Genomic DNA, 22,668 nt, shown 5'->3' on the forward strand with positions numbered 1-22,668 from the left:
CCGATGCAAGCCTTTATCGATACACTCTTTACGCCCATCGGTAGCGATGGGCTGATTGGCGGGTTGCTGATCCTCGAAGGTCTAAAGACCACCTTACTGGTTACCTTTGCTGCTACTCTGTTCGGTTCTATTCTCGGGGTGGCCGCCACCCTGATGAAGATGTCGGGCAAATGGTACCTGAAGTGGCCAGCGGATCTATACGTTGGCGTTATTCGCGGTACCCCAGTGGTTATCCAACTGGTTATCCTCTATTTCATCATCTTGGCGTCGCTGGATGTAGATAAAGTCAGTGCCGCAATTATCGCCTTCTCGATCAACTCCGGTGCCTACATCTCGGAAATCATTCGTGCTGGTATTCAAGCAGTCGATAAGGGCCAAGCGGAAGCCGCCCGGTCACTTGGGTTATCGGCCGCCCAAACCATGACCACAGTGATCATGCCGCAAGCGGTCAGAAAGATATTACCGGCGCTGGGTAACGAATTTATTGTGTTACTGAAAGAGACCGCTGTAATTGGCTTTATCGGTGGTGTAGATCTGATGCGGGCAGGAGAAATTATTCGCTCCAGAACCTTTGAGGATGTCGCCCCACTGCTAACCTGTGCGGCCATCTACCTGGTGTTGACCTATACCTTCACCTTCCTGTTGACTCGGTTTGAGAAAAGGCTAAAACAAAGTGATTAAGGTACAGAATCTTCATAAAAGCTACGGTGATAACCAGGTATTAAATGGCATCAGCGAGCATATCAAAGCCGGTGAAGTAGTGAGTGTGATTGGCCCATCAGGTTCAGGTAAGAGTACCTTTTTACGCTGTCTCAACCTGTTGGAACAGCCAACCAGCGGTGACATCATTATTGAAGGTGAATCGATTACCGCCGCCAATGCGTGCGTAGATAAGCTGCGCCAAAACGTCGGTATGGTGTTCCAGAACTTTAATCTGTTTCCGCACTTAACCGTAAAGCAGAACATTACGTTAGCGCCGGTTAAACTCAAGCTAATGAGCCAAGAGCAAGCCGACGCACAAGCGCATGAGCTGCTGGCTAAAGTGGGTTTGGCGGAGAAAGCAGAGGTGTTCCCGAACAGCCTTTCCGGTGGTCAAAAGCAGCGTGTTGCTATCGCTCGAGCACTCGCAATGAAGCCAGACATGATGCTGTTTGATGAGCCAACCTCAGCACTGGATCCGGAGATGGTCGGCGATGTGCTTGATGTTATGAAAGATCTGGCTCAGCAGGGCATGACCATGGTGATCGTTACTCACGAGATGGGTTTCGCCCGCGAGGTTTCAGATAGAGTCGTGTTTATCGACGGCGGCGTGATTGTTGAAAACAAGCCACCTGCAGAGCTGTTTGATAATCCCCAACACGCTCGTACCCAAGCGTTCCTAAGCAAGGTCTTGCGCTGATATCAGCAAGAGTCACTGCGTTGTTAGCCAGCTACCGCTGGCACGCCAAGCCCTCGATTTCACAGGTCGAGGGCTTTTTTAGGGCTGTATACCAACTAAGTGTTGTTCTTTCCAATGCTGTTAAAGCACCGGCTAGGATAGTTTTGATTCAAGGGGAATGAATCGTGCTGCTGTAGCGTAACGATTGGCAATTCAACAGATTGGGTCGCAGCATACTCGGGATCAAAGGTGAGAATATTCTTGTTACCGGCGAATCGGGCAACAACCCCAACTCGAACACCATGCAGATGCAGTGAGATCCCTTGTACCGGCTCTTGGCGTTTAAGCGTCATTGCTCTTCGCTCCCTGACTTTCCAAGGATCTGATGGATTAAGTTAGTCGACTCGCGATGTTTAGTCGTATGGTCGTTACCATTTGAGTTTCCTTTACCTCTCTCAACCAACGTCACGTCGTAGCCTAGAGCGTCGGCCCACGCCATAAAGTTGCTCAACTTCATGTCATTGCCTTTCTCCATACGGGAAATCTGCTGCTGCTTGAACCCAGCCATGGATTCAAAATCGCCCTGACCCAGCCCCTTTCGCTTCCGGGCGTGGATCAATACCTTTATGAGCTCGTTGATAGGCGTCATTGACGGCTCCATTCATACACCATGCACTTCAGACATCATCATAAAAGTAGTATGTCGACAAAAAACAACACTGATATAGTAAAAGCCCATCAAAACAACTTATATGTAGTAAAAATGATTTTTACTACATATAAGTTGTTAAATTAAGCCGATACAACATTCTGGTTGTATTGATAGACATGTATCAATAATGAGCACTTTGAATACAAAGGCGAAGCCAAGAGGCTTCGCCTTTTTCATCATGTAACGGTGCTGAACTAAGCCTTTAAATGGTCAACTCATCAAGCTTGTTGCCGCCTTGCTTGTGGCTGGCTTTAGCGCTGGCCATGGTATTACGGATCGCTTCAATCAAGTGCTCGCTGACTTCCAGCTCTCGGCAGAGTCGTTTCACCAATCGAGTGACGTGACGACTTAATGGGATACCGCTTTGCACCTCGTTATAAACACTGAGCCAGGCCGCTACCAGCTGGGCTTCGGTCACCTTACCGGAACGCAGAGACGCCAGCGCATCAACCACCCACGTGACTTCACCCAAGATAAAGAGCTTATCCAGATCCATCTGCGGTAGCTGCAGGCTGTTGGTAGAGGTGTACTTGCGGTTTAATGATTCAGCTAAATAACCGATGTGTCGATCAACCGGGGCCTCACACCGTAAGAATGGCGTGATATCGAGACATTCACGAGGTTCACCGCGAGATGCAGGTGATGAATACACTACCCCATCGGACGGGATGCAATTAGCATCGTGAGGGGAGTCCATAGCTGAAACGACATGCTCGAGCTCTACCGTACCCAATCCACTGAACCCAGCGGGTAATTCGTGTGGCACTGTGCGTAGCTCGGGTAATGGCAGCTCTTGCTGTTGCTCGTTGTGTTTTACGCAAACGCAATAAGTATGTTCCGTGACTAGCTGGTACTGCAGCGCCAACGCCGTCGCCTCATCTTTTGCCAAAGCACTAAGCCGAGAATGAGCTGCTAAACGAGCAAGCGTGTCACTGCCTGGTGACCATTCCTGCAATAAAACAGACTGTGAAAGTTTCTCCGCATTGCTGACCTGCTGGGCGTCGAACTTTGCGGAATCCACGGAGGTATCGTCGAACCACGCAAACTGATGCACGGTGTCATTAAGGAATACGCCATCCAATCGTTCAGGAGAATACCGCTTTGGTTTACTCGGGTAGTGAACCTGGCTGTGCGCTAGCGCCGGTTGGGCGATACGCTTAAAGTGCTGCACGATTCGCTTACCCATCTCTTCATTTGGGGTTACGAACTCGCTGGCACCGCCGGTGCTAGTGGCCAACTCACTGAGCAGAGCTTCACTGACGGCAGTGCCAACGCCAACAGTAAATATCCGCTGCTCAGATTTGATCGCCTCTTTAATAATGAGACTTTCAGAATCCCAGACCTGACCATCGGTGATCAGTAAGATATCGTTGCCCATGCCTACTGGAGCCTTCAGCTCAAAGCATGCCTGCAGCGCTGCGCCAAGTTCTGTACCACCAAATGAGGCATTTAACTCAGTCAACAATTGCTCTGCCGCAAGTAGGTTAGTTTCATCGGCCGGCATACACTCAGGGAACAGTGCTTGATGGTGAAGGCCAAAACGAATGATATTGAAGTAATCGTCTGCACCTAACAGCTTAACGATTTCGCTCAGAGCCATCCGAGCTTGTCGAATGGAGTCGCCAGACATGGAACCTGAACAGTCTACAAGCAACTTAAAGCAGCGAGGCTCTCGAGTTGTCGCAGCCTGTAACTGCGGGTAGAAAGACGATAGGGTCACCATTTGTTCGCCATCTTTAGCCCAAAAACCTTCACCTTGATAGTTTGCCGGTTTCTCTACCTCGATGATGAGATCGCGATCCATGCCGTTCGCCGCCTCTGGCAAGCCTAACTGACAACCTTCCTCATTCATGCTGCGAGTGATGGCATGAGTTGGGCAATGGCATTGGGCATCTGCGAGCGCACCGGTAATGGATAATTGAAACGAAAATGGATACCGGCAGCTGATGCTGTGCTGCGGAATCTCATGATCAGCCAGCCCAGCGTCAAGAGGGGCGCCGTAGCGCGGTGCTAATGTGGTAGGCAGATAGAAGCGCAACCGGTCTCCCTGCCACCGATGCAACTGGGCATAACGGAAATGGATGGTGGCCGACTCACCCGCCAGCAGGTTACCAACGTTAACGCTGAACAACCCAGGCTGAATCTTTTTCAGCAAAATAGCACTATCACCACTGACGATGGCGTCTTCGTACACCTCTTCAGCTTTGGTTGCCGCCAACACTTGGCCTTGAAACCGTTTGTCATTGATCTCAACGCTCAATTCCAGCAACGCCGCATCCACTGGCAGCGGAAAGGTATAAACCGCTTCAATATTAGTGGGCTCGTTATTCTTATAAATCTGGGTAACAGACACTTCCGACACGATACCTTGTAGAGTCGCATCAATTTTGACTCCTTTTAGCGGTAGCCCTTCGCCTGTAGTTGCCGACAATCCTATTTCAGCATTCATGATGTTTCCTTACTGCTTAGCGATGATCCGTTCATACAACTCAATCACGTCCATTGAGAGTTGTTTGGCTTGCTGCGGGGTTAACCCCGCCTTACTTGGGTTAAGAGTGAGCGATACCCCTTCATCGATATGGATGTGGCTGCACACCTCAATATCGCCGGGCTGCTGCCGTTTGAGTGGTGGCAACGGCTTGCTGTCGCCTTCATCGAACAGCAGCTCTTTGATCCGCTCCAGCGACAAACCGGCATCCTGCCATTTGCGGATCTCAAGCAAACGTTCAAGGTGTGTCTGGGTGTAATAGGCCCCTCGGCCACTGCCCTCTGGCGCTGCCAACAGCGACTTTTGGATATAGAACCGCACGGTGCGCGTTGGCAACTCAACCAACTGGCTTAACTCATTTAAGGTGTAGCGATTTGTCGTTTTCATGACAGCCATACTAGACACCACTAGTGACAAGATCAACTGTTACGTTTATATTGTTTCAACAGGAGGCTCAATGGACAGAGCCAAAGCCAGTAAGGAAGCCCAATGTCAAAACCTTGGAGCAAGCTACAGAAAGCGCTGTATAACATCATTGACCCGAGTATCAGCTTTCAGATTCAATGCCGTGCTTATCGTATGAACAGCCAACACGGCGACAGTGACCTACCTCGATATTGGATATCCCTTAAAAAGAGATCATCTGAGACTACCCAAAGCATTTTGGTCGGCGGTGTGAATTGGACTGTTACCCATACATATCCGATGTACCGGACATCTCAATATTAATCCGAGACTACATCGACACTCCCGGGGCACAACTGCTCACCAAAGCGTTCGATGACCCATGGCGGCTGGTTGATATTCTGCGCTGCGCCGATCGTCGGCTGTCTCTTAAGCAGCTAATGAAAATGCCAGCCTTAACTGAGCCCTCCCCCGCAGCAATGGTGCTCGCTGCCAGGCTGCGGTAACAACGTTGGCCAGCCAGCGCTCCAAGCCTGGTGCTGCCGCAAAGCATCGGGCTTCGCGCTAAATTGATGGAATAATATGAAAAAACCAACACCAGAAAACTGGATCTACGGCTTCCATTGAATCATTCAATAGGAGCAACGCTTTGTCTCAGCACAACAATCGTAGAGACCGCGATGGCCGTAGCCGCCTCAAGCGAAACTACCGAAACTCTGGCCCGCACTGGCTAGCCGAGCCCACATGGTTTCGAGTATTGGTAACGATTCGCCCCCGGCGCCAACAAAACCGGCGCTTCCGTGTCGCAATACTTAAAGGCCAAGGCCCCGCAGGGATAGCTTGGCCACTGAGGAACCACAAGCCGCATGAGCACTGCTGGTAAGGCGCGGTGACGGCAAGTGGCGCGGTATGAAAAACAAACACAGATAAAGACCATTGATCATGGAATAAACTACTGATTATCATAATAATTAATGTTAATCTGCTTTACCCTTAATACGAACGCATGGCTATCAAGTAGGCAAAATGGAAGAACGTATAACTCATAAAAATAGGTGACCGCTCGTTGTAATCTAACAAAAGAGCAGGTCATACATTCGGCGCGATGCGCCGCACTTGCTGGCCTTTAGCCAGCATATGTCTATGGAGTAATATGTGACTCAATCCCAAGGTGCCACTCAAACTAATGCACAATTTGATAGCGGTGCATTACAACCACTTTGTGCCGATCTCGCCAAGCGTATTTTAGACTTCTGCGACGGCGATGAAGACGCACTCAGCGAGCTAAAACTTGCCGATGCCAAACAGCTGTTTTTGCTACCCGAATCACTACAAAAAAATCAATTTAAAACTCAGATCATTTCCGCTTGGCAGCGGGATAAATTGATTCTCCCCAGCGCCACGCACAACACCCAATCAGCCCTCGCCGCCATCGGCCGAGTTGCCACAGAATTAAAGCTATCGGCGTTGGAGCACCAAATCCTTGAGTTGATCGTAATAACCGCTTTATCAGCGCCACTACAATCTATGCTGGCGGGTCAAGATGGCGAGCCATTAGCTCAACTGGCGGGTCTTAGCGGCATCAACAAACAGATATTGCTTGAGTTATTTGAACAGCAACCGATTCTGGTACAACTCGATTGGCTTAAGCAGCCTCAGAGCAGTTCCTACCACAGCTTTGAATACTGCATTCAACTGGATGAAAGTGAAGCGTGGTCCATTGTTAATTATCCAGGAAATCAGTTACTAAAATTGCTTGTGCCCACTATGCAGACCGTAACCGATCCGGCGCACTTACCATTAACCGCATTCGATGAAGACACCGCGACATTATGCTTCCGCTATCTACAAGGTGCGCAACAACAGGGTCAACCGGGGGCCAACATTCTATTGTTTGGGCCTCCTGGCACAGGCAAAACCAGCTTTAGCTGCACCCTAGCCAACGCATTGAAACGGCCACTGTTCAGCATCGACAGCATAAGTGTAGATCTCGACAGCACCGAACTATGCAACGGCAATAAACGCCTGCGCGACATGAGTAATTTCTATCGGTTGCAAGGCCGGCATACCAATGGATTGTTACTGATTGATGAATGCGAAGACCTATTCCCTGAGTCGCTAGGCAACCGTGATTCAGTTAAAGCAAAGTTGCACCCGTTGCTAGAGAGCAACCCACTGCCAGCCATCTGGATCACCAACGAAATTTTGGATATTCCTGACAGCTGCTTACGTCGCTTCGGACTGGTATTGGAACTGAAACCTGGCAATTGCGAATTCAAGCTCAGACGCTTTCGTAAAATCAGTCGCGGCCTGCGCCTGTCTCAGAAATTCCTGCTTGAACTCGCCAAAGAACAAACCGTAACCGTGGGCCACCTTAGCAAGTATGTGCAGTCAGCCAAGCTTGCAATGCTATCGGGTCGCGCTGCGGAGTCTTTCATTGGTAACCAACTAAGCACTATCTTGCAGCTGAGTAAGCAAAAGCCAAAACCAACCTACCAACCGGCTGTATCTTTTAACCCAGCAGTACTCAATTACAACGGCCCAGCATTGGAAAAAATGCTACCCCAAGTACAAAAGATCGGCCAAGCCAACCTGTTGTTAGAGGGGCCACCAGGGACAGGAAAAACCGCTTTAGCGCACTATATCGCACAGCAATTATCACGACCTATTGTTGCTAAAACTGCATCTGATCTGCTCGACAAGTACGTTGGTGGAACTGAAACCAAATTAGCGCAAGCCTTTGCTGCTGCACGGCAATCTCGTGCGATTCTATTGCTTGATGAAATCGACAGCTTGTTGTCTGACCGCCATGGCCATCAGCACAGCTGGGAGACGACGCAGGTGAATGAATTACTGGTGCAGATCGAACGCTTTGACGGCATATTGATTGCCTCCACCAACTTTGCAGAACACCTCGACCCCGCAGTTCGACGCCGCTTTGACGCAGTGCTGCAATTCGATTACTTAACCAAGCAAGCTATACGCACGTTATTCACCAATCAATTCGGCCCACAAGCTTATGGTAAGCATCAACGAGCTCTCGATTCGCTAAGCTTCTTAACCACTGGAGACTTTGCTGTGATCCGCCGCCGCATTGAGCGACTCGAACCGGATCTATCTGCAGAGCAAGCACTAATAGAACTTACTGTAATCAATAAAAACAAAGGCCACAAAGCCCCGGTTGGGTTTGTGGCGTAAACATTATTAACAAGCACTAAAAAGGCGAAGTCCGAAGACTTCGCCTTTTTAGTCGATGAACCTTCTTGAGCCCACTACCACTCCGGCAACAGCAACCACTGCTTGGCAGTGTTTAACCACGCCGAGGTGGGCAGCATATCTAGTTTGGCATTGTTGTCTTTGGCTAAGGCAAACAATAGATTCCAGTGTTCGTTATTGGCTTACCGCTCCAAACACAACGCAGCGCAAAGCCTTGCTGATACAACGCGTCCATTCGCACTCGAGTGTCATTGGTTTGGCACCTGGGAGCGATCCAACCCAAATGCTAGTAGTACTCTGTCAGTGTCAAATCACCGGTTAACTCTCGGTCTCTATTGCGCTGATAGCGGCGTATCTCCGCCACCTACTGCTGGGTGAACAGTGGCTCTGGGCAAACTCACTTTCGAGCCAACATGCGCCCTTACTTGTCGCCAAGGTAGGTGAAGGTCCCAGGCCGCTCTTGATAGCGGCCAGGACATCCCGAAACACCGCGCCAACTGTACCGGTATATTATTCAGCCAGAAACACTCCAACAAATAGATCGTCAGCCCCAATGTTCGACTACTTTAATGCTTGCCACGCCTACTTTAGTAAACCCTAGGCAAAGTGATGAATACACTCATCTGAGTAACTCCAGCTCCTTACCGCCCGGTTGAGTGCCTTAGCTGTATCTTCTGCCTTCATCTCATGGCTTAGCTCGTAGCCCATGATTCGGCGTGAATAAGCGTCAGTAACGAGCGACAGATAGTGGACACCCTCATCACTCCGTACATAGGTGGTATCGCTTACTAATGCCTGCTCTGGCCGCTTTATCTCCATCTCATAAAACAGGTTATGGCGCTTCTTCATCCAGTGTTTATTGCTGGACGTCTTGGTATAACAGCGCGTTGTCCTAATGAGCAGATAGCGCGGTCTCAAGTAGCTAAACAGCCGTTAGGTGCAACGTTAATGGCTATTGGAGGGGCACCAACTTGAATGACCCGCCATACCCGGCATCATCTTTATCGCTCCGCTTTGGCCTGATATAGGCCTTCATCGGCGGCATTAATCCAATCACTCGGGTTGCGAAACTGGTAGCTCAACGGCGCCAAGCCCACCGACAGTGACACCTCAAAGCCCAGTGCCTGGACTGCTTGCTGTTCCACCGCAGCAGCAAAACGCTGAAAAATCTGTTGCGCATCCTCAGTCTCGGTATTGGGCAGCAATAGGGTGAACTCATCACCGCCCCAGCGACAGGCCAGATCTTGCTGGCGTATGTTCTGCTTGAGCAAATCGGCAACAAACTTAAGTGCCTTATCGCCCGCCACATGGCCGTGGTTATCGTTGATCTGTTTAAAGCCGTTAAAGTCCATGATCATTAGGGTCGACTGCCCCCCCTGCTGATGGCTTAATCCAAGCTCCTGCTCCACCTGGCCCAACCAAGTGGTTTTCTCTAACAGTCCGGTAAAGCTGTCGAGCCGGGCTTGCTGTTTAAGCCGGCTGTTGGCCTCGTGCAGCAGTTGGTTTTCGTTGATCAGCGCATTGATCCCATACACCAAGGCCGCGCTGTACTCGTTGCCTTCACCGTCACTGATCTCGTGGTACAGATCAACGTCGCCCAGTTTCATCCAAGGCTCAGCCAACAAGACACTGTTCGGCTCTTCCCAGAGCTTGCCCAGCTTGGACTTCACAATTTTGCGCTCCAATTTATTGACGACCCATTGCTCGGCTCGACGCTTTAACAGCTCCTTGGGCGTTTTACCGATGGCCTGCACAGCGGCTATGCCGGTATACCGTGCCAACGGCTGATTCCAGCTGATCAGGCGTTGTTTGCTATCCAGCAGCATAAGCCCGACCTGCAACTCATTCGCCAGATGATCGAACAGGTTGCGGTTTAGGGTGATGACATCAGACATACGTCTCTCCGTTACTCTTAGTGTTGATAACAGCTCAGTGTCGAGCGCTAGGGTTATCTTCGAGCAAGAGAGCGGACACGGAGTGTCCACTGAGGGATAAAAAGGCTGTGTGCCAACTGAGTGTTATTCTTTCCAATGCTGTTAAAGCACCGGCTAGGCGAGTTTTGATACAAGGGGAAAGCGCTAACTACCGCCGTTGTTCTTCTGCCGCATTGGAGCAGTTCAGCGAAGCGTTTTGGACTGAGACCTAAGGCAAAGGGGGCAAAGCTCCCCCTAATGCATACAAGAATGTACCATCGCCACCACGACATAGTCCCCTAAAACACCGCAATCCGTGAAGCCGAAGGGGTAAGATAAACTTCAACAGCTAACTACGACACAGCCTAAAAAAAGGCCAGCCCATCAATGGACTGGCATCATTTATCGAACAATCAGCTAAGCCAATATAAACTCATCAAGCTCGGCGTGAGTACGGATAAGTGCTGACTCCTTAACGCCATAAGCGCGCGCCAACTCCAAGCTGGTTTCAACTAGGCGTTGATTATTGGCAGGATCAAATGCAGCCTGAGTTAGTGCCCCTAACTTGGCGAAGGCGTTCTCTATCTGCGCAATCAGGTCCCGATATTTTGCATCCAGCTGAGCAATGAAAGCCTTCATCTCCGCCGCGGCTTGCTGAGCTAAGGCTTTTGTCTTGCCGGTGGCAAAGTCAGCCAACAACTTACCTGCCATCGAGCCAATCACCGCCCCGACTACTGGAATTGGGATCAGAGCTTGACCTGCGACTGAAGCCACCCCGACAATCGCCGAATCGGCGCAGACGGCTAACCCCATCTCCACAAATTGCTCGCCATCGATGCGACCTTGCTGGTAGTCCAGTGCTAATGAGCCCACACCTTTTACCGCGCTGACTACCGATGCCGCCAGCGGTGCGCTCATACTTGCGTAGTTAGTTAAACCATAAATAGCGGCACCGGTCACCGCACCACCGGCTGTGCCTTTGGCGGTTTCAATGCCTATTTCACGCCACTCGTCACGGCTCAAATCGCCCTTAAACGGGTTCTTTCCTTCGCGATATTTAGCATAGAGCTGTGTACCAAAACAGATCCCACCTGCCACCGCACCAGCAACCACCGCAACTTGCGCGCCTTCTTGCCAAGAGGCTTGATGCTGCTGCTGGATTTCAGCGCTTTGTTGTTCATGCCGTTGTGCTAAGTCCGCATCATGACCCTCCAACGTATTGTGCACCTGCCCTTGCTGCACCTCGCTGTAATCAGACAGTCCAGGTTTCACCACCTCAGTAAAAGGCCTACCACTTTGCGCTTCAATTTCGTCAATCTTGCTGCGGATGGCTGAAACGGTGCGGCTATGCATCCCCTCTGGCACGTCGCCATTCATCACTTTTTCGATGTTGGCGTAATGATCCTTGGGGATGTGATAAAACGAGCCATCGCGGCCAAAATCCTGATACTTGTCCATGTGGTCAAGTACATGAGTTAGGTTATTACTGGCTCCATTAATGAATTTCGACTGCACCTGAGCACCATCAAGCAGGTAGTCTTCTGGCGCCAGTCGACCCACTCCTTCAAAAGTGCCCGGCGTCGCTTCGCCATCCATAATAGCCCGGGCGTTGCGCACGCCGATCTCGACCTGTTCAGCAATCTCGCCATGCTTAGTCAATTCACTGCCTAAGATGTTCTCAGGCGATCCAACAAATTGACGCACCTGCTCAACCTGTTGCTGCGCCTGTGCAAACGCAGTTTGCTGAGCATTCAACGCCTGCTGTTCGGCCTGTTGCCGCAACAAATTGGCGGCTTCTGCCGCCTGGCCTACCGCTTGATCGCGAGCAGCCTTAGTCGACTGCCGTTCCATTAGGCAGAAACGCGCTTATTAAGCAGCTCAGATAATGCGCGGATGTGGTTTACCAACGCGGTTAACTGATCTTTTTGCTCTGCATTAAACTGGCTGTAGTCCTTTGGTGCGTCGTTGCTTAGGCTAAACAACAGATCATTCACCCCTTTGACATGGGATTCAGTCAGCTCAAGCAGCCCTTTGATTTCACGCTTAGCCGCGTTAAGGGCACGGTTGTAGGTTTCTACTTCTTTGCGCTTGTTATTGGCTTCTTCGGCAATTTCACGGTTTTTCTTACGCATGAAGAAACTGCCGCCAAGCACCGATGTGGCCCCAATTGCCCATCCAATAGGTCCAGCTAGGCCTAGTAGCAACTGTCCACCTGCCATGCCAGCGCCACCAGCTGTTAGCGCTCCCCCGCCAAGCCAAGCCAGCGCAGCATTAGTAGCCGCTGCACCACCTAATGAGGCTATCGCAGTGCCAGTAGAAGCGGTGCCAAACGTCGTTGCCAGCGCCATTGCCGCGGTAGGCGCAAACGCTGCAACGCCAGCACCAACGGCAACGCCACCCGCCGCACCTGACTTGGCTTTAAAGTCGGCACTGCTGGCCTCCAACTCGATTTGCTGCAGCGATTCATTGAAGCAGCGAAACTCCGCTTTGTACTCGGTCACGCTCTTGTCGAAAGACTTCGGCGTATTAGCCATGCCATTGATGTAATCTTCAACCTGCTGGATCACCTCTTTGCCACTGTCGATCCGCAGGTTCATCAGCTTCTCGGACTGCTTCATCACGTAATCAACGCGGCTGGTATAACTTTCGAAGCTCTTCTCTAGCTTCGCCAATGCTTCTTTTTTCATGTCGTTATTGAACATTGCACTTACCTCTTAATGGCAATGGTGATTTGAACGAGGGTTGTATCTCATCTGCCCGTCCAGAACTTTGAACGACATCCATTTCATTGAAAAAAAATGAAATTAACACGATGTTCTGACTTGTTTGTGGGCAAGCAAATCTTGCGACAGAGAGGTGGACATGCAGCGTCCATAGATAAATGAGCTTTCGAGGCGAGGCCCAGAAATACAGATGCCACCGCATAACTCAACGAGTTGTGCAGTGGCATCACTGTAATGATTTATAAAAGGAACTAAACGGGCGGTTTGCCGTCAGGATCGACGAATACCTTGCTCGGCTTAAGGCAAGAGTGTTACATCAAAATCGGCTCATCACGCGTGTTCACCCTATGGCATTTTCTTTGGCTGTATAGCAACTAAGTGTTGTTCTTCCAATACTGTTCACCGGCTAGGCGAGCTCCGATACAAGGGGTTAAGCACTGCCGTCGTTGATCTTCTGCCGCATTGGAGCAGTCCAATAAAGCATTTTGGACTGCGACCTAAGGCAAAAGGGGCGAAGCTCCCCCTAATGGATACAAGAATGTGCCGTCGCCACCGCGACATCCTCCCCTAAAGCACCGCAATCGGTACAGCCCAAGGCTTAAGATAAACTTCAACAGCTAACTACGACACAGCCTTTTCTTTCGGGCTCCAACTGGCCGCCGGCTCAAGTTGGGGCTCGGCTAAATAGCGTTGTAGATCATCCATTAAGGCATCACGCAATGCCTTCGGTGCCAATACCTTAATCCGCGGCAACCAATGCTTGATGATCGGCAGTATTTCGACTTCAGCACTATAGGCACAATCGATAATGTAGCCCCCTCGAAAGGTCACAAATCCGGATTGCTGGTTGGGTAACAGCTGCTTACGCTCGAAATAGTGAATGGCGTCGTTCGCGACCCAAATCTTGGCCGGAGTCGTCTTACCAAAGTAGATGGTGTCTCTGGCCTGGATCCGACTGAGCACCTCTGGCACAAGGGGAAAACATGCCCCCACGACCAACCGCTCTAAGCCTTCAAGCCGAAATGGTTTGATAATCTCCTGATGGAAGCAGACCACGTAATATGCCGACTCATAACGGCGAATGAAGTAGGGCTGCACACCTTCATAATGCTTCTTTTGCCCATCCGACCGACGATAGCTGAAGCTCAGCGTTTGGCGTCGCTCAATCGCATCAAATAGTGCGATAAACCGCTTATCTTGCTCCAGCGTTTGCGCTGCCTTCGGCTTCGCCACATCGGTAATACTGTCGACAAAAGCGCGGTGTTTTTCCAGCTGGCGCTGCCGCACGGTCTCGCTGTGCTTATCCAACTCGACCCGCTCCAGTGCCAACCTGCGCAGTCGCTGGTATTCTGACAACCCGCCCAAATCAGCCAACTGCGCTACTTGTTTGTGCAGCGGGTTGGTCATCACCGTGCCAGCCGATGTTTTGGTGGTACCCAGTACCGCCAGTGCAGCGAAGTCACGCCGAATGGTTTTCTCGTCTACATTAAACTGCGCGGCCAGAGCATGTTTCTCAAGGCATTGGCCATCGAGCAACATCTTAGCGAGTTGAGCAATACGGATATTGGGGGGGATTTTTGACATAAGACAATCACTATAAGCAAGATAAAACAGCATGTTGTGGCGGTATCACACCGCTACGATATTGTAACGCATCGTCCTCAATAGTCCGTTACCTAGCCCGCGATAGTGGATTTTTATCTAGCCACAAAAGTGCCCTACCATCCCAGCAACAGCAGCCGCAATTTCACCTCAGAAATCTGCAGCCCCATAGCTTCATAGCCCATATCAAATTACACACAGAGCAATCATATTGAGCCAATAATTCGAGCCAGTAAAAGTGAGCACCACACTAAGCTCTGTTCTTTAGTTAATCGTTTTCTGGGCTGATATAGCCAAGAGCACTGCGCCTTCTCGTTCTGTTGTAATCAACCTAAATATATTCAAATACGGTCTGCCGCATCGTTTCACGATTCATGATTGGTTCATATTGGCTCGCCTCGATTATTAGCGAATGGAACAATCTCTCGACGCAGGCATTGTCCCAGTAACTGCCCGTAAGCTTATGCTTTGAAGGTGTTCATACTTTGTTGGCAGCGCTCTGAAAGCCAACGAGCAGTAGTGGCTCCCGCGATCGCTGTATCGTCGGAGTTAACTCAAGATGGGTTGCTGTGAGAGTGAGAGTGAGAGTGAGAGTGAGAGTGAGAGTCCAAGTATTTATTCTCGTAACTCAGTGCCAAAAGGCTACGGTTGTTTAACCCTATTTGGTCCTTATGCCAACGTCGATCCGCTACATATTGCTACACAGGAATTAAGATACAAAAAAGGCGTAGCGGTTACTAACCTGCTACGCCTTACTGTATATGGTGGCCCCTCACGGACTTGAACCGTGGACCGAGCGATTATGAGTCGCGCGCTCTAACCAACTGAGCTAAGGGGCCTGATTGTCATCGTACTGCTGCTGCGGTAGATAGCGGATGATTATACGAGGTCAATTCGGGGTTGTCATTAGTGCAGGCTATTGAAAATCCAACAGATGGTGCAAGTGACTAACAAATGAGCAGAACATTTATCTAATGGGTATCTGTGGCAGAGATAGTTGAACGATGACAGGACGAATCAGCAGTGGGTATCTACCAGCCTCATCCACAGCAATACCACCATCATCCCCATCAAGCTGCGACCAAAGCATACCAGTTTGAGTTATGTAGGTGCTGCAGTTAACGCGATATAAGGCAGAGAATGCCGCACTCTAAATGTTAAAAATATGGTCTACCATGACAACACCACTGTGGTGGTAATCGCTTGAATACAGAGTGGCTAGCAGTAACAGCCTGACTTAAGCACATTCTCATCAATAGCATATATAGAAGAGCTAAGGTGAATGCGATAGTTTATTCGAGCAAACTTGACGTTTAAGGCTGTAAATTAACGAACTAAAAACAGTTCTTCGCCGCCCCGAAGCATCCGCCAAAGGAAACAATACAGCAGCAACTGAAAGTAGTACAAATAGTACTAATCAAGTGTGATTAATGTCACTGTCACCATCATCTGATATCAATAACATCCATTATAGATTTGAGAGGGCAGTATGGCTAACATTAAAGATAAAATACTTAAAAATGCCGCAATATTAATTGCTACAGAAGGCCTCTCTTCTTTTTCATTTACAAAACTAGCAAAACACTGTTGCTGTTCAAAATCAACACTGTATTGCAACTTTGACAGTAAAGAAAACTTGATTATTGGTATATACATTAAAAATATTGATGAAATAACAACATTTAATCAATATTTACTGTCGCTGAAAGACTTAGCCCCAAATGACAAGATGGTACTTGCTTGCATGTACGACGTGGTTAGAGTTGCAATGAACCATAGTGATAGCGACAGAATATCATTAATCTCTGCAACTCCTAGTGTTTATCATTTTGGCTCTAACGATTTACTAGACCAACTAAAATTATCGCTGTCAGAATTGAATGAAACCTTTAAAAAAATAGAGGATGAATTCGTAAATGATGATATCGCTACAGCAAAAGAAGTACACCGGCTTGTAAATGCATATCGTATACATGCCAGAGGCATTGTTAGCTCGATTTCAAATGAACCATACCTTAAAAACTGTATTAGTATGACGCTCGAGGAGCTCTACAATGATTTTAACTCAATCACTATTTCCGGCTTCAGTTTAGGGTCCAAAATGAAATTTGACGAGTCATTTAATTTAATCAATGAATTCCTGTTAAATCGAGAACAATAGCAACTACAGTATTGATATAACTTTCTGTCCAGAAAAATATAAAACAGACTACTGCAACCCCCAAGAAACATTTACACACTTGCAGCTTGAAAGTTATTCTACACAAATAAATTATCAGCCAATCAGCGCCCAAAAACACAAGGCGACAATATATTAATTACTAGTGTCGCCGTTGATGCAATCAATATAACTCTACTACCAAGTGTTATTTAATCCTTGGACGAAACGGCTACCATTAATTAATGGCTGGGCTTGCTATGCCCTATCGCAGACGTAACTAACCACAAAACAGAAATTATAATAAAAACAGTTCCACTAATAAAGCAAACATCACTAACAGGTCAAATCGCATTATTTATTTTAGGAGATACATATGAATAATTCAAAAGCTAACCTATCAAGACGTAAGTTCATCAAAGGTGCTGGCGCTTCAAGTGTTGCAGCGGTAATGGGTACATCTTTCTCGGCTAACGCGATGGAAAATAACCCAAAAAGTGTTTACGAAGAAATATATGGCGATGATGTAAATTCGATTTATACCAAGAAAGGTACATCACCAGGGCCAAAAGGCCCTATCGGCTTTGAAGATCGTAAAATAAGTAATAGTGAAATAGCTAAATCGTATGATTTTGATGTTGCAGTTGTTGGTGGTGGTATTGCAGGTTTGATTGCAGCACTAAAAGCAGCTGAAGACGGCGCTAAGGTTGTCCTACTTGAGAAAATGACCAAGGGTCGAGGTATTTTCGAATGCTTTGGTAGCGTTGATTCACGAACCCAAAGAGAAGCAAACATTAAAACCAATAAAGCTGAATTGCTCGATGAAATTCACCGTTCAGCTGACTACCGTATTGGTCCAGATGTAGTCCGGACATACGTAGAAAAATCAGGCGAAGCAACTGACTTCATGGAGAAAATGTTTAATAAGGGCGAGCGAGGAGTGGTAATTTCTCCAATGCCATTAAAGCCTAAGTACCCGAACACTGGTGCACCTGTAATTGATGCCGAATGTATGTTCTACAACACTCCTGGATTGCCAAAAAATGTTAAGTTCAGAAGTGGCTTTGTTGGGGTTCAAATTATCAAAGATCTCGCTAACACCGCGATGAAACACCCTAACATCGAGACTAAATATAGTACTCCAGCGGTGCAATTAGTAACTAATGGCTCAGGTCAAGTAACTGGTGTTATCGCCAAAGAAAATAACGAGTACATTAAAGTAAATACAAACAAAGGCGTTATTCTTGCCTCCGGCGGCTATGATGCTAACCCTGAAATGATGAAAGCATTTTTGCGACCAGAAGATTACTCATCAGCCTCTTGGTGGAACCCTTCTTGGGGAACGACCGGTGATGGACATATGATGGGGTTAAAGGTTGGCGCAGCTATGGATCCGGTTCCTCATTCTGTTATGAACTTTACTTTTGGTAGCCCTGAGTCGTTTCATATTCCTGCGGTCCGTACATTAAGAGCAATGGGTCTCTACGCCATTGTTAATGATGAAGGAAAACGTTTTGTTCGCGAAGACGTTGCATTCCAGTCAATATCAAACGCAACCAACAGACAGGCAACACAAGGTAAAAAGAGTTGGCTGCTGTTTGATGACACGATGATTTCAAAAAACAAGGATATTTTTGACAAAGCAATAGCTTCATTCGAAACCTTAAAAGCTAAAGGATGGTTATTCGAAGGGAATAGCCCACGCGAGTTAGAAGCCGCACTAGATGTTCCTAATGGAAATTTGGTAAATACAATAGAAAAATTTAACTCCTTCAAGCTTAAAGGCGTTGATGCAGACTTCAATCGTGATATGGAGTTTGCGAAAGAGTTTAATGGTAAAAAATATTATGCCTTGCTATGTAACAGTGTAATCCTTGCAACAGTAAGTGGTCTAATTATTGATGAGAACGGCAGGGTATTAAACGAAAAGGGTGAAGCTATCAAAGGGCTTTATGCCGCTGGTAATGCATCTGGAGATTTCTTCTCTGGTAACTATCCCCGTCACATACCAGGTACATCCATAGGGCGTGCCATTACCTTCGGTTATTTATCAGCTAAGCATGCAGTTAAAGGAGCTTAAGATGCTATTTTCCTCTAAAAGTAAATATTCCCTCTTACTCGCGTCATTCTTAATCATGAGCTCTAATGTCGCATTAGCGGCGAGTAGTGCAACCGAAATTGACAGTATGCACCAAGGGTTTGATACCGCTCAACAATGTATGGAGTGCCACGGCTCATACCAAGAGAACGCTGAAAACACGGCTCATCTAGGAAAGTGGAATCCGCATGATTCAATTCATGGCGGTTACGTAGATTGCACCAATTGTCACCAACAAAACAAAGTTGAAAAAAATTACTGCTCATACTGTCATGACTATAAGCCAGCACTCAAAAACTAGCTGACTTGAATTTAAGTTTTATTGACTTGCAAGCTGATTTAACTAATGACTTTATGTCATGTTAAATCAGCTTTTTTAGTGCCTAAATAATTATAATTCGCAATCAATTTAATTAAATCAACAATCGGAAGAGTAGATGGTCACTGTAGGGCCTTCGTCACCACTATTTGTGTAAAGCACATAACATAAAAACCTAGTGCTTTTGACCGCCCTATCTTCAGTGAAAAAGATAAAAATCCAATTGCTTGCTGATGACTTATCAGTAAAGAAGGTTGCGTTGGTTGGGTTCAAGATTGCCTCATCTCGAGGGACGCTATCGATATCAAGCCAAGCCTTAACCTGTTGGTTAATTTCCTCAAATCCATCATCTCCATCCACTGCGGGATAACCGTTATGCAGCGGTATATCAACTCCATCGATCACTATCGTGCCACTAACCCCATCCTGATCAACAGCGCTGCTTTTGGCATAAATCATCTGTAAACCACTACGCATGGCACTAGCTACCCCAGCTAAGGCGCTCGCTTTGCTGTCTTGCGACAAAGAGATGAATTTAGGCACCGCTACAGCACTTAACAAGGCTATTAACACGATGGTGACAACTAATTCAACCAGGGAATAACCCGTACTCGATCTATCCATAGTACTGCCCTAAGTGGATGAGCCAACTACCTCTAGAGTCGCACGTGCTCACTATTAGTTCTAGATCTCTCATTGCTTTTGCCATATTCCACCAAATGATGGTTATTCACAGCTTGTATAGCCCAGTACCAGTAAGTAACAGCACTTTTTTAGCTGATTAATATGGTTAATAAAGTTAAAAGTAATATTAATATTTGGTGGTTAGCTAAAAATAATAGCAACGAAATGCAGCTGCTGCAGTGTTGACAGAAACGCCTAGATTATTGATATCCAATCAACATTATTAGCGAGTAATGGGGTTAGATAAAGTAAGGGAAGCTAATTTACATGAGGCTAAAAAACCGACTCATTTTATAGTGTAAATGAGTCGGCTGGGTAATCACGATACTACTTAGCTAACGCTAGTATTACCGCTATTTGAAGCAACTTGTGCTGTATCTGCTTGAGCTAATTGAGTGGCCTGCTCCCGTTTCAGGGCGATTTTATCTGCCAAACTTTTAAGATGCAGTCCAGAAAGGGTTAACGCTACGCCGGTAATTGAGCCGATAAAGGCCAACGAACCGAACCAAATCAAGCCAACTAGAGTTAAGCTATTTTTCTTAATCTCTTTATAGTTGTCGACGTTATCAATGTAGGAAGCCATGCGGTAGATCTGATTCGATAGTGCCAGTGAGTTGGTTTCAATCTCGGTACGGCGAATATCGAAGTGCAGCTGATTATTCTCTTTTAACAGAGAGTTAATGGTTAGCTTTTGATTCTTAAATTCATTATCCAACTCCTCACGTTCTGCATCTACGCTGTCCAGCTGGGCGTTACGGTTTGCTAGCAACTTACTCTTAAGTGACTCAAGCTGACGGTAACTGGCCTTACTTGCCGTTACATATTGGCTATTTAGGCTAGCAACAGCTGCAGATTTTTGTGCAATCAAATCATCTTTGATAGACAGTAGATCTGAGTAATAGTTATCAAGAAACTTAACGGATTCGAACTGTTCATCTGGCTTATCGCCGGTAAGGGTACGGTTGTTAATATTATTTAATTGATCGTTGGTGTAGCGGATCTTTTTGTCGTATTCAATTTTAACACTACCACGGGTAAAGAAGTTAGCATCGTTAATTGCTTGCTCTTTAGCGATCTTAAGAGTTTGTAATTCAGATAATAAGCGTTTACGCTCATCGCTGACTGCATTATCAGAGTTATCTAGGCGCTGAATACTATCTTTAAATTTTTCTTCTTTCTTTTGAGCTAATTCGAGTAAAAGGTTGGCCTTTTCTACTTTCAAGTCAATTAATTCTTGTTTGGCTATATTAAGCGAACTTAACAAAACTGGAATGCTTTTTGACTTCACTTTGTTGTCTTCGACAGCACTGGTGTAAGCCTGTTGGTAGGTGTCGTTAATATCCGCTTCTTCTAAATCATATTTATTAGATTCATTTTTATAATCAGCAGCAATAACATCGATACTGTTAAGGTTTGCTTCGATATTGCTTTCTAGTCGGCTTATCTCAATCTCTTTGATATTGATGCCTTCGTTAATCGATGAGAATGCCCGTTCAAAACCGTTCAGCAGGGTTTCAAAGGTCAGCGTACATAACAGGGTGATCATAACCAAGTAGAGTGGAAATGACTTTCGCGCATGCCAAAGGCCTACCACAAAAGGGATTTTCGCTAACTCAACGATAGAAATCATCACGAATGGTGCTGCTAGGATGAATGCACTTGTTTGCGTACCGGAGTTTAGAACCAGAAAAACAGAGATACATAAACCAATGAAAACAACAACAAACTCGATAGCCCAGGCGACTTTACGAAGCACCCCTGAGTACTGGTTTAGCTCGATAACTTTCTTTTCATCAAGTGAAGATTGAATATTTTTATTCATCATTAAATAACTTATTAAATTACCAGAACTTATTCATAATAATAAAATAAGCACTGATTTTAGCTATTAACATTCATGATTTATCTATTATGAACATTACAGCACTGTTATGGTTAATGTTGTAACAAGGTTTTTGTTTGCTTACCTAAACTAAACATCATTACATACACGACACTTTAACATTACACCACAAATAATTTAGTATAATATAAATTATAACGGTATCATAAGCTCTCTTGATTCGCCATCCCCACTTTATATTTATGAGCCACTAGCGATTTTATTTACAGTGGTGCTAATCGATAGCATCGATTCGTATGAATATTGCTTAATTACATCCGAATCTAACCTCATTGCGCATTGTTCACTAAGTAATCTAACCATTCTCTAGAGCAAATTAAGCATATCTATCGATAATACTTCTACGCTTAGGTTCAGCTCGCACAAGCACAACCTAAGATTATGTATTTAAAGCATTATGTCATTGCGCTGGGGCTATTCGAGTTACAAACGCACCATTAACACATCACATTCGACGTTGTGCAGAACGCTATTGGCCGTCGAGCCAAGCAAAGAGCGCAACCCTGATTGACCATGAGTACCAATGATAATGAGCTCGATGTTGTGTTCTTTTGCCATCCGATGGATCTCATCTGCAGCAATGCCTTCACTATGTAACCGTCTTTCGGCAGGAACCCCTAGCTGTTCACCAAAATGCTGTAACTGCTTGGCTGAATTTTCTCGAATGGTTTGCTTCATCTCGACCATTTGATCGGCAAAGCCCACCGCTTCAATGGAGTAGGCTACGGTGATCGGCTCCATTACATGCTGTAGAAACAACTCTGCATCGTTATCTGCAACCACTTGTAGCCCACGGTCGATTACCGTTTGGCAGTCGTCATGGAAATCGATAGCAAGTAACACTCTGTTGTATCGGTTCATGTTGGTTCTCCTATTGGTACTCACACCAAGTGTAGTTCGATGCTAGTTCAGTCGACACCATAGCGCCTCAACCGTCGTCGCTTAGTGCTGCAATAGCATCATATTGAGCGATGGCCTTCTTTGTTCGTTATCAAATTTGACGCTGGTATGGTCAACACTGGTGTTGTTATTAAGCTAGTCAGTCAAGCGCGACCAAAGAGTGTGTATT

The 22,668-nt window shown here is 46.9% G+C and carries 19 protein-coding genes, 1 tRNA gene and 1 pseudogene; 7 read left to right on the forward strand and 14 right to left on the reverse strand.

All coding sequences use genetic code 11. From position 1 onward, the window contains the following. The first annotated feature begins 3 nt into the window (after positions 1 to 3). Both HER31_RS12850 and HER31_RS12855 read left to right on the forward strand, forming a co-directional pair. On the forward strand, positions 4 to 681 hold the full coding sequence (locus HER31_RS12850; RefSeq protein ID WP_168660965.1) for an amino acid ABC transporter permease: 678 nt from the start codon (positions 4 to 6) through the stop codon (positions 679 to 681). Beyond that, entirely contained in the window at positions 674 to 1,399 is a 726-nt protein-coding gene (locus HER31_RS12855; protein WP_168660966.1) for an amino acid ABC transporter ATP-binding protein, read from the forward strand. Before HER31_RS12850 ends, HER31_RS12855 begins: the two co-directional genes overlap by 8 nt. 95 nt (positions 1,400 to 1,494) lie before the next feature. Here HER31_RS12855 and HER31_RS12860 read toward each other — a convergent pair whose 3' ends face one another. The 4 genes from HER31_RS12860 to HER31_RS12875 form a co-directional block, all read right to left on the reverse strand. After that, complete coding sequence (locus HER31_RS12860) at positions 1,495 to 1,731, reverse strand: hypothetical protein (protein ID WP_168660967.1); 237 nt, start codon at positions 1,729 to 1,731, stop codon at positions 1,495 to 1,497. Beyond that, on the reverse strand, positions 1,728 to 2,027 hold the full coding sequence (locus HER31_RS12865; RefSeq protein ID WP_168660968.1) for a helix-turn-helix domain-containing protein: 300 nt from the start codon (positions 2,025 to 2,027) through the stop codon (positions 1,728 to 1,730). The genes HER31_RS12860 and HER31_RS12865 overlap by 4 nt, the downstream gene beginning before the upstream one ends. A 265-nt stretch (positions 2,028 to 2,292) precedes the next feature. Further along, a complete protein-coding gene (locus HER31_RS12870; protein ID WP_168660969.1) occupies positions 2,293 to 4,539 on the reverse strand; it encodes a VIT domain-containing protein in 2,247 nt (748 codons plus the stop codon). Positions 4,540 to 4,548: 9 nt separating this feature from the next. Beyond that, positions 4,549 to 4,965: a helix-turn-helix domain-containing protein gene (locus HER31_RS12875; RefSeq protein ID WP_168660970.1), complete on the reverse strand. Its 417-nt coding sequence runs from the start codon at positions 4,963 to 4,965 to the stop codon at positions 4,549 to 4,551. 102 nt (positions 4,966 to 5,067) lie between these two features. Between HER31_RS12875 and HER31_RS19035 the strand changes: the two genes are divergently transcribed. After that, positions 5,068 to 5,307 carry a hypothetical protein gene (locus tag HER31_RS19035; RefSeq protein ID WP_476702596.1) on the forward strand — a complete coding sequence of 80 codons (240 nt, stop codon included), beginning with the start codon at positions 5,068 to 5,070 and terminating at the stop codon, positions 5,305 to 5,307. An 831-nt stretch (positions 5,308 to 6,138) separates the two neighbouring features. Next, complete coding sequence (locus HER31_RS12880; protein WP_168660971.1) at positions 6,139 to 8,181, forward strand: AAA family ATPase; 2,043 nt, start codon at positions 6,139 to 6,141, stop codon at positions 8,179 to 8,181. A gap of 615 nt (positions 8,182 to 8,796) precedes the next feature. On the opposite strand, the gene HER31_RS12885 is transcribed toward HER31_RS12880, so the two are convergent. The 7 genes and pseudogenes from HER31_RS12885 to HER31_RS12910 form a co-directional block, all read right to left on the reverse strand. Then, complete coding sequence (locus HER31_RS12885) at positions 8,797 to 9,048, reverse strand: DDE-type integrase/transposase/recombinase (protein WP_168660972.1); 252 nt, start codon at positions 9,046 to 9,048, stop codon at positions 8,797 to 8,799. Between the two features lie 152 nt (positions 9,049 to 9,200). Next, on the reverse strand, positions 9,201 to 10,094 hold the full coding sequence (locus HER31_RS12890; RefSeq protein ID WP_168660973.1) for a GGDEF domain-containing protein: 894 nt from the start codon (positions 10,092 to 10,094) through the stop codon (positions 9,201 to 9,203). 435 nt (positions 10,095 to 10,529) lie between these two features. Next, positions 10,530 to 11,963: a hypothetical protein gene (locus tag HER31_RS12895; RefSeq protein ID WP_168660974.1), complete on the reverse strand. Its 1,434-nt coding sequence runs from the start codon at positions 11,961 to 11,963 to the stop codon at positions 10,530 to 10,532. Beyond that, the gene (locus HER31_RS12900; protein WP_168660975.1) at positions 11,963 to 12,814 is read right to left on the reverse strand and encodes a hypothetical protein; all 852 of its coding nucleotides are present in this window, start codon (positions 12,812 to 12,814) and stop codon (positions 11,963 to 11,965) included. The genes HER31_RS12895 and HER31_RS12900 overlap by 1 nt, the downstream gene beginning before the upstream one ends. 642 nt (positions 12,815 to 13,456) lie before the next feature. Further along, positions 13,457 to 14,419 (reverse strand): helix-turn-helix transcriptional regulator, encoded by a 963-nt coding sequence (locus tag HER31_RS12905; protein WP_168660976.1) that lies wholly within the window; start codon positions 14,417 to 14,419, stop codon positions 13,457 to 13,459. A gap of 352 nt (positions 14,420 to 14,771) precedes the next feature. After that, positions 14,772 to 14,977: pseudogene (locus tag HER31_RS18840) on the reverse strand (IS3 family transposase); the annotation flags it as partial. Between the two features lie 222 nt (positions 14,978 to 15,199). Next, positions 15,200 to 15,276: transfer RNA gene (locus tag HER31_RS12910), tRNA-Ile, on the reverse strand. A gap of 650 nt (positions 15,277 to 15,926) precedes the next feature. Between HER31_RS12910 and HER31_RS12915 the strand changes: the two genes are divergently transcribed. From HER31_RS12915 to HER31_RS12925, 3 genes are all read left to right on the forward strand, one after another. Further along, complete coding sequence (locus tag HER31_RS12915; protein WP_168660977.1) at positions 15,927 to 16,598, forward strand: TetR/AcrR family transcriptional regulator; 672 nt, start codon at positions 15,927 to 15,929, stop codon at positions 16,596 to 16,598. Positions 16,599 to 16,971: 373 nt separating this feature from the next. Next, a complete protein-coding gene (locus HER31_RS12920; protein WP_168663333.1) occupies positions 16,972 to 18,675 on the forward strand; it encodes an FAD-dependent oxidoreductase in 1,704 nt (567 codons plus the stop codon). A 1-nt stretch (position 18,676) separates the two neighbouring features. Further along, entirely contained in the window at positions 18,677 to 18,994 is a 318-nt protein-coding gene (locus tag HER31_RS12925) for a cytochrome c3 family protein (RefSeq protein WP_168660978.1), read from the forward strand. Positions 18,995 to 19,111: 117 nt separating this feature from the next. On the opposite strand, the gene HER31_RS12930 is transcribed toward HER31_RS12925, so the two are convergent. From HER31_RS12930 to HER31_RS12940, 3 genes are all read right to left on the reverse strand, one after another. Next, positions 19,112 to 19,636, reverse strand: a complete 525-nt coding sequence (locus tag HER31_RS12930; RefSeq protein ID WP_168660979.1) for a pilus assembly FimT family protein — start codon at positions 19,634 to 19,636, stop codon at positions 19,112 to 19,114. A 391-nt stretch (positions 19,637 to 20,027) separates the two neighbouring features. Further along, on the reverse strand, positions 20,028 to 21,518 hold the full coding sequence (locus tag HER31_RS12935; protein ID WP_238786826.1) for a coiled-coil domain-containing protein: 1,491 nt from the start codon (positions 21,516 to 21,518) through the stop codon (positions 20,028 to 20,030). A 504-nt stretch (positions 21,519 to 22,022) separates the two neighbouring features. After that, entirely contained in the window at positions 22,023 to 22,460 is a 438-nt protein-coding gene (locus HER31_RS12940; RefSeq protein WP_168660981.1) for a universal stress protein, read from the reverse strand. Positions 22,461 to 22,668 lie beyond the last annotated feature (208 nt).

The organism is Ferrimonas lipolytica, from assembly GCF_012295575.1.
Taxonomy (GTDB): domain Bacteria; phylum Pseudomonadota; class Gammaproteobacteria; order Enterobacterales; family Shewanellaceae; genus Ferrimonas; species Ferrimonas lipolytica.

What these genes read in the sequence shown, in the direction of transcription:
- HER31_RS12850 (WP_168660965.1), top strand. Translation starts at nt 4, where the DNA reads ATGCAAGCCTTTATCGATACACTCTTTACGCCCATCGGTAGCGATGGG.
- HER31_RS12860 (WP_168660967.1), bottom strand. Translation starts at nt 1,731, where the DNA reads ATGACGCTTAAACGCCAAGAGCCGGTACAAGGGATCTCACTGCATCTG.
- HER31_RS12865 (WP_168660968.1), bottom strand. Translation starts at nt 2,027, where the DNA reads ATGACGCCTATCAACGAGCTCATAAAGGTATTGATCCACGCCCGGAAG.
- HER31_RS12870 (WP_168660969.1), bottom strand. Translation starts at nt 4,539, where the DNA reads ATGAATGCTGAAATAGGATTGTCGGCAACTACAGGCGAAGGGCTACCG.
- HER31_RS12875 (WP_168660970.1), bottom strand. Translation starts at nt 4,965, where the DNA reads ATGAAAACGACAAATCGCTACACCTTAAATGAGTTAAGCCAGTTGGTT.
- HER31_RS19035 (WP_476702596.1), top strand. Translation starts at nt 5,068, where the DNA reads ATGTCAAAACCTTGGAGCAAGCTACAGAAAGCGCTGTATAACATCATT.
- HER31_RS12885 (WP_168660972.1), bottom strand. Translation starts at nt 9,048, where the DNA reads ATGAAGAAGCGCCATAACCTGTTTTATGAGATGGAGATAAAGCGGCCA.
- HER31_RS12890 (WP_168660973.1), bottom strand. Translation starts at nt 10,094, where the DNA reads ATGTCTGATGTCATCACCCTAAACCGCAACCTGTTCGATCATCTGGCG.
- HER31_RS12895 (WP_168660974.1), bottom strand. Translation starts at nt 11,963, where the DNA reads ATGGAACGGCAGTCGACTAAGGCTGCTCGCGATCAAGCGGTAGGCCAG.
- HER31_RS12900 (WP_168660975.1), bottom strand. Translation starts at nt 12,814, where the DNA reads ATGTTCAATAACGACATGAAAAAAGAAGCATTGGCGAAGCTAGAGAAG.
- HER31_RS12905 (WP_168660976.1), bottom strand. Translation starts at nt 14,419, where the DNA reads ATGTCAAAAATCCCCCCCAATATCCGTATTGCTCAACTCGCTAAGATG.
- HER31_RS12915 (WP_168660977.1), top strand. Translation starts at nt 15,927, where the DNA reads ATGGCTAACATTAAAGATAAAATACTTAAAAATGCCGCAATATTAATT.
- HER31_RS12920 (WP_168663333.1), top strand. Translation starts at nt 16,972, where the DNA reads ATGAATAATTCAAAAGCTAACCTATCAAGACGTAAGTTCATCAAAGGT.
- HER31_RS12925 (WP_168660978.1), top strand. Translation starts at nt 18,677, where the DNA reads ATGCTATTTTCCTCTAAAAGTAAATATTCCCTCTTACTCGCGTCATTC.
- HER31_RS12930 (WP_168660979.1), bottom strand. Translation starts at nt 19,636, where the DNA reads ATGGATAGATCGAGTACGGGTTATTCCCTGGTTGAATTAGTTGTCACC.
- HER31_RS12935 (WP_238786826.1), bottom strand. Translation starts at nt 21,518, where the DNA reads ATGAATAAAAATATTCAATCTTCACTTGATGAAAAGAAAGTTATCGAG.
- HER31_RS12940 (WP_168660981.1), bottom strand. Translation starts at nt 22,460, where the DNA reads ATGAACCGATACAACAGAGTGTTACTTGCTATCGATTTCCATGACGAC.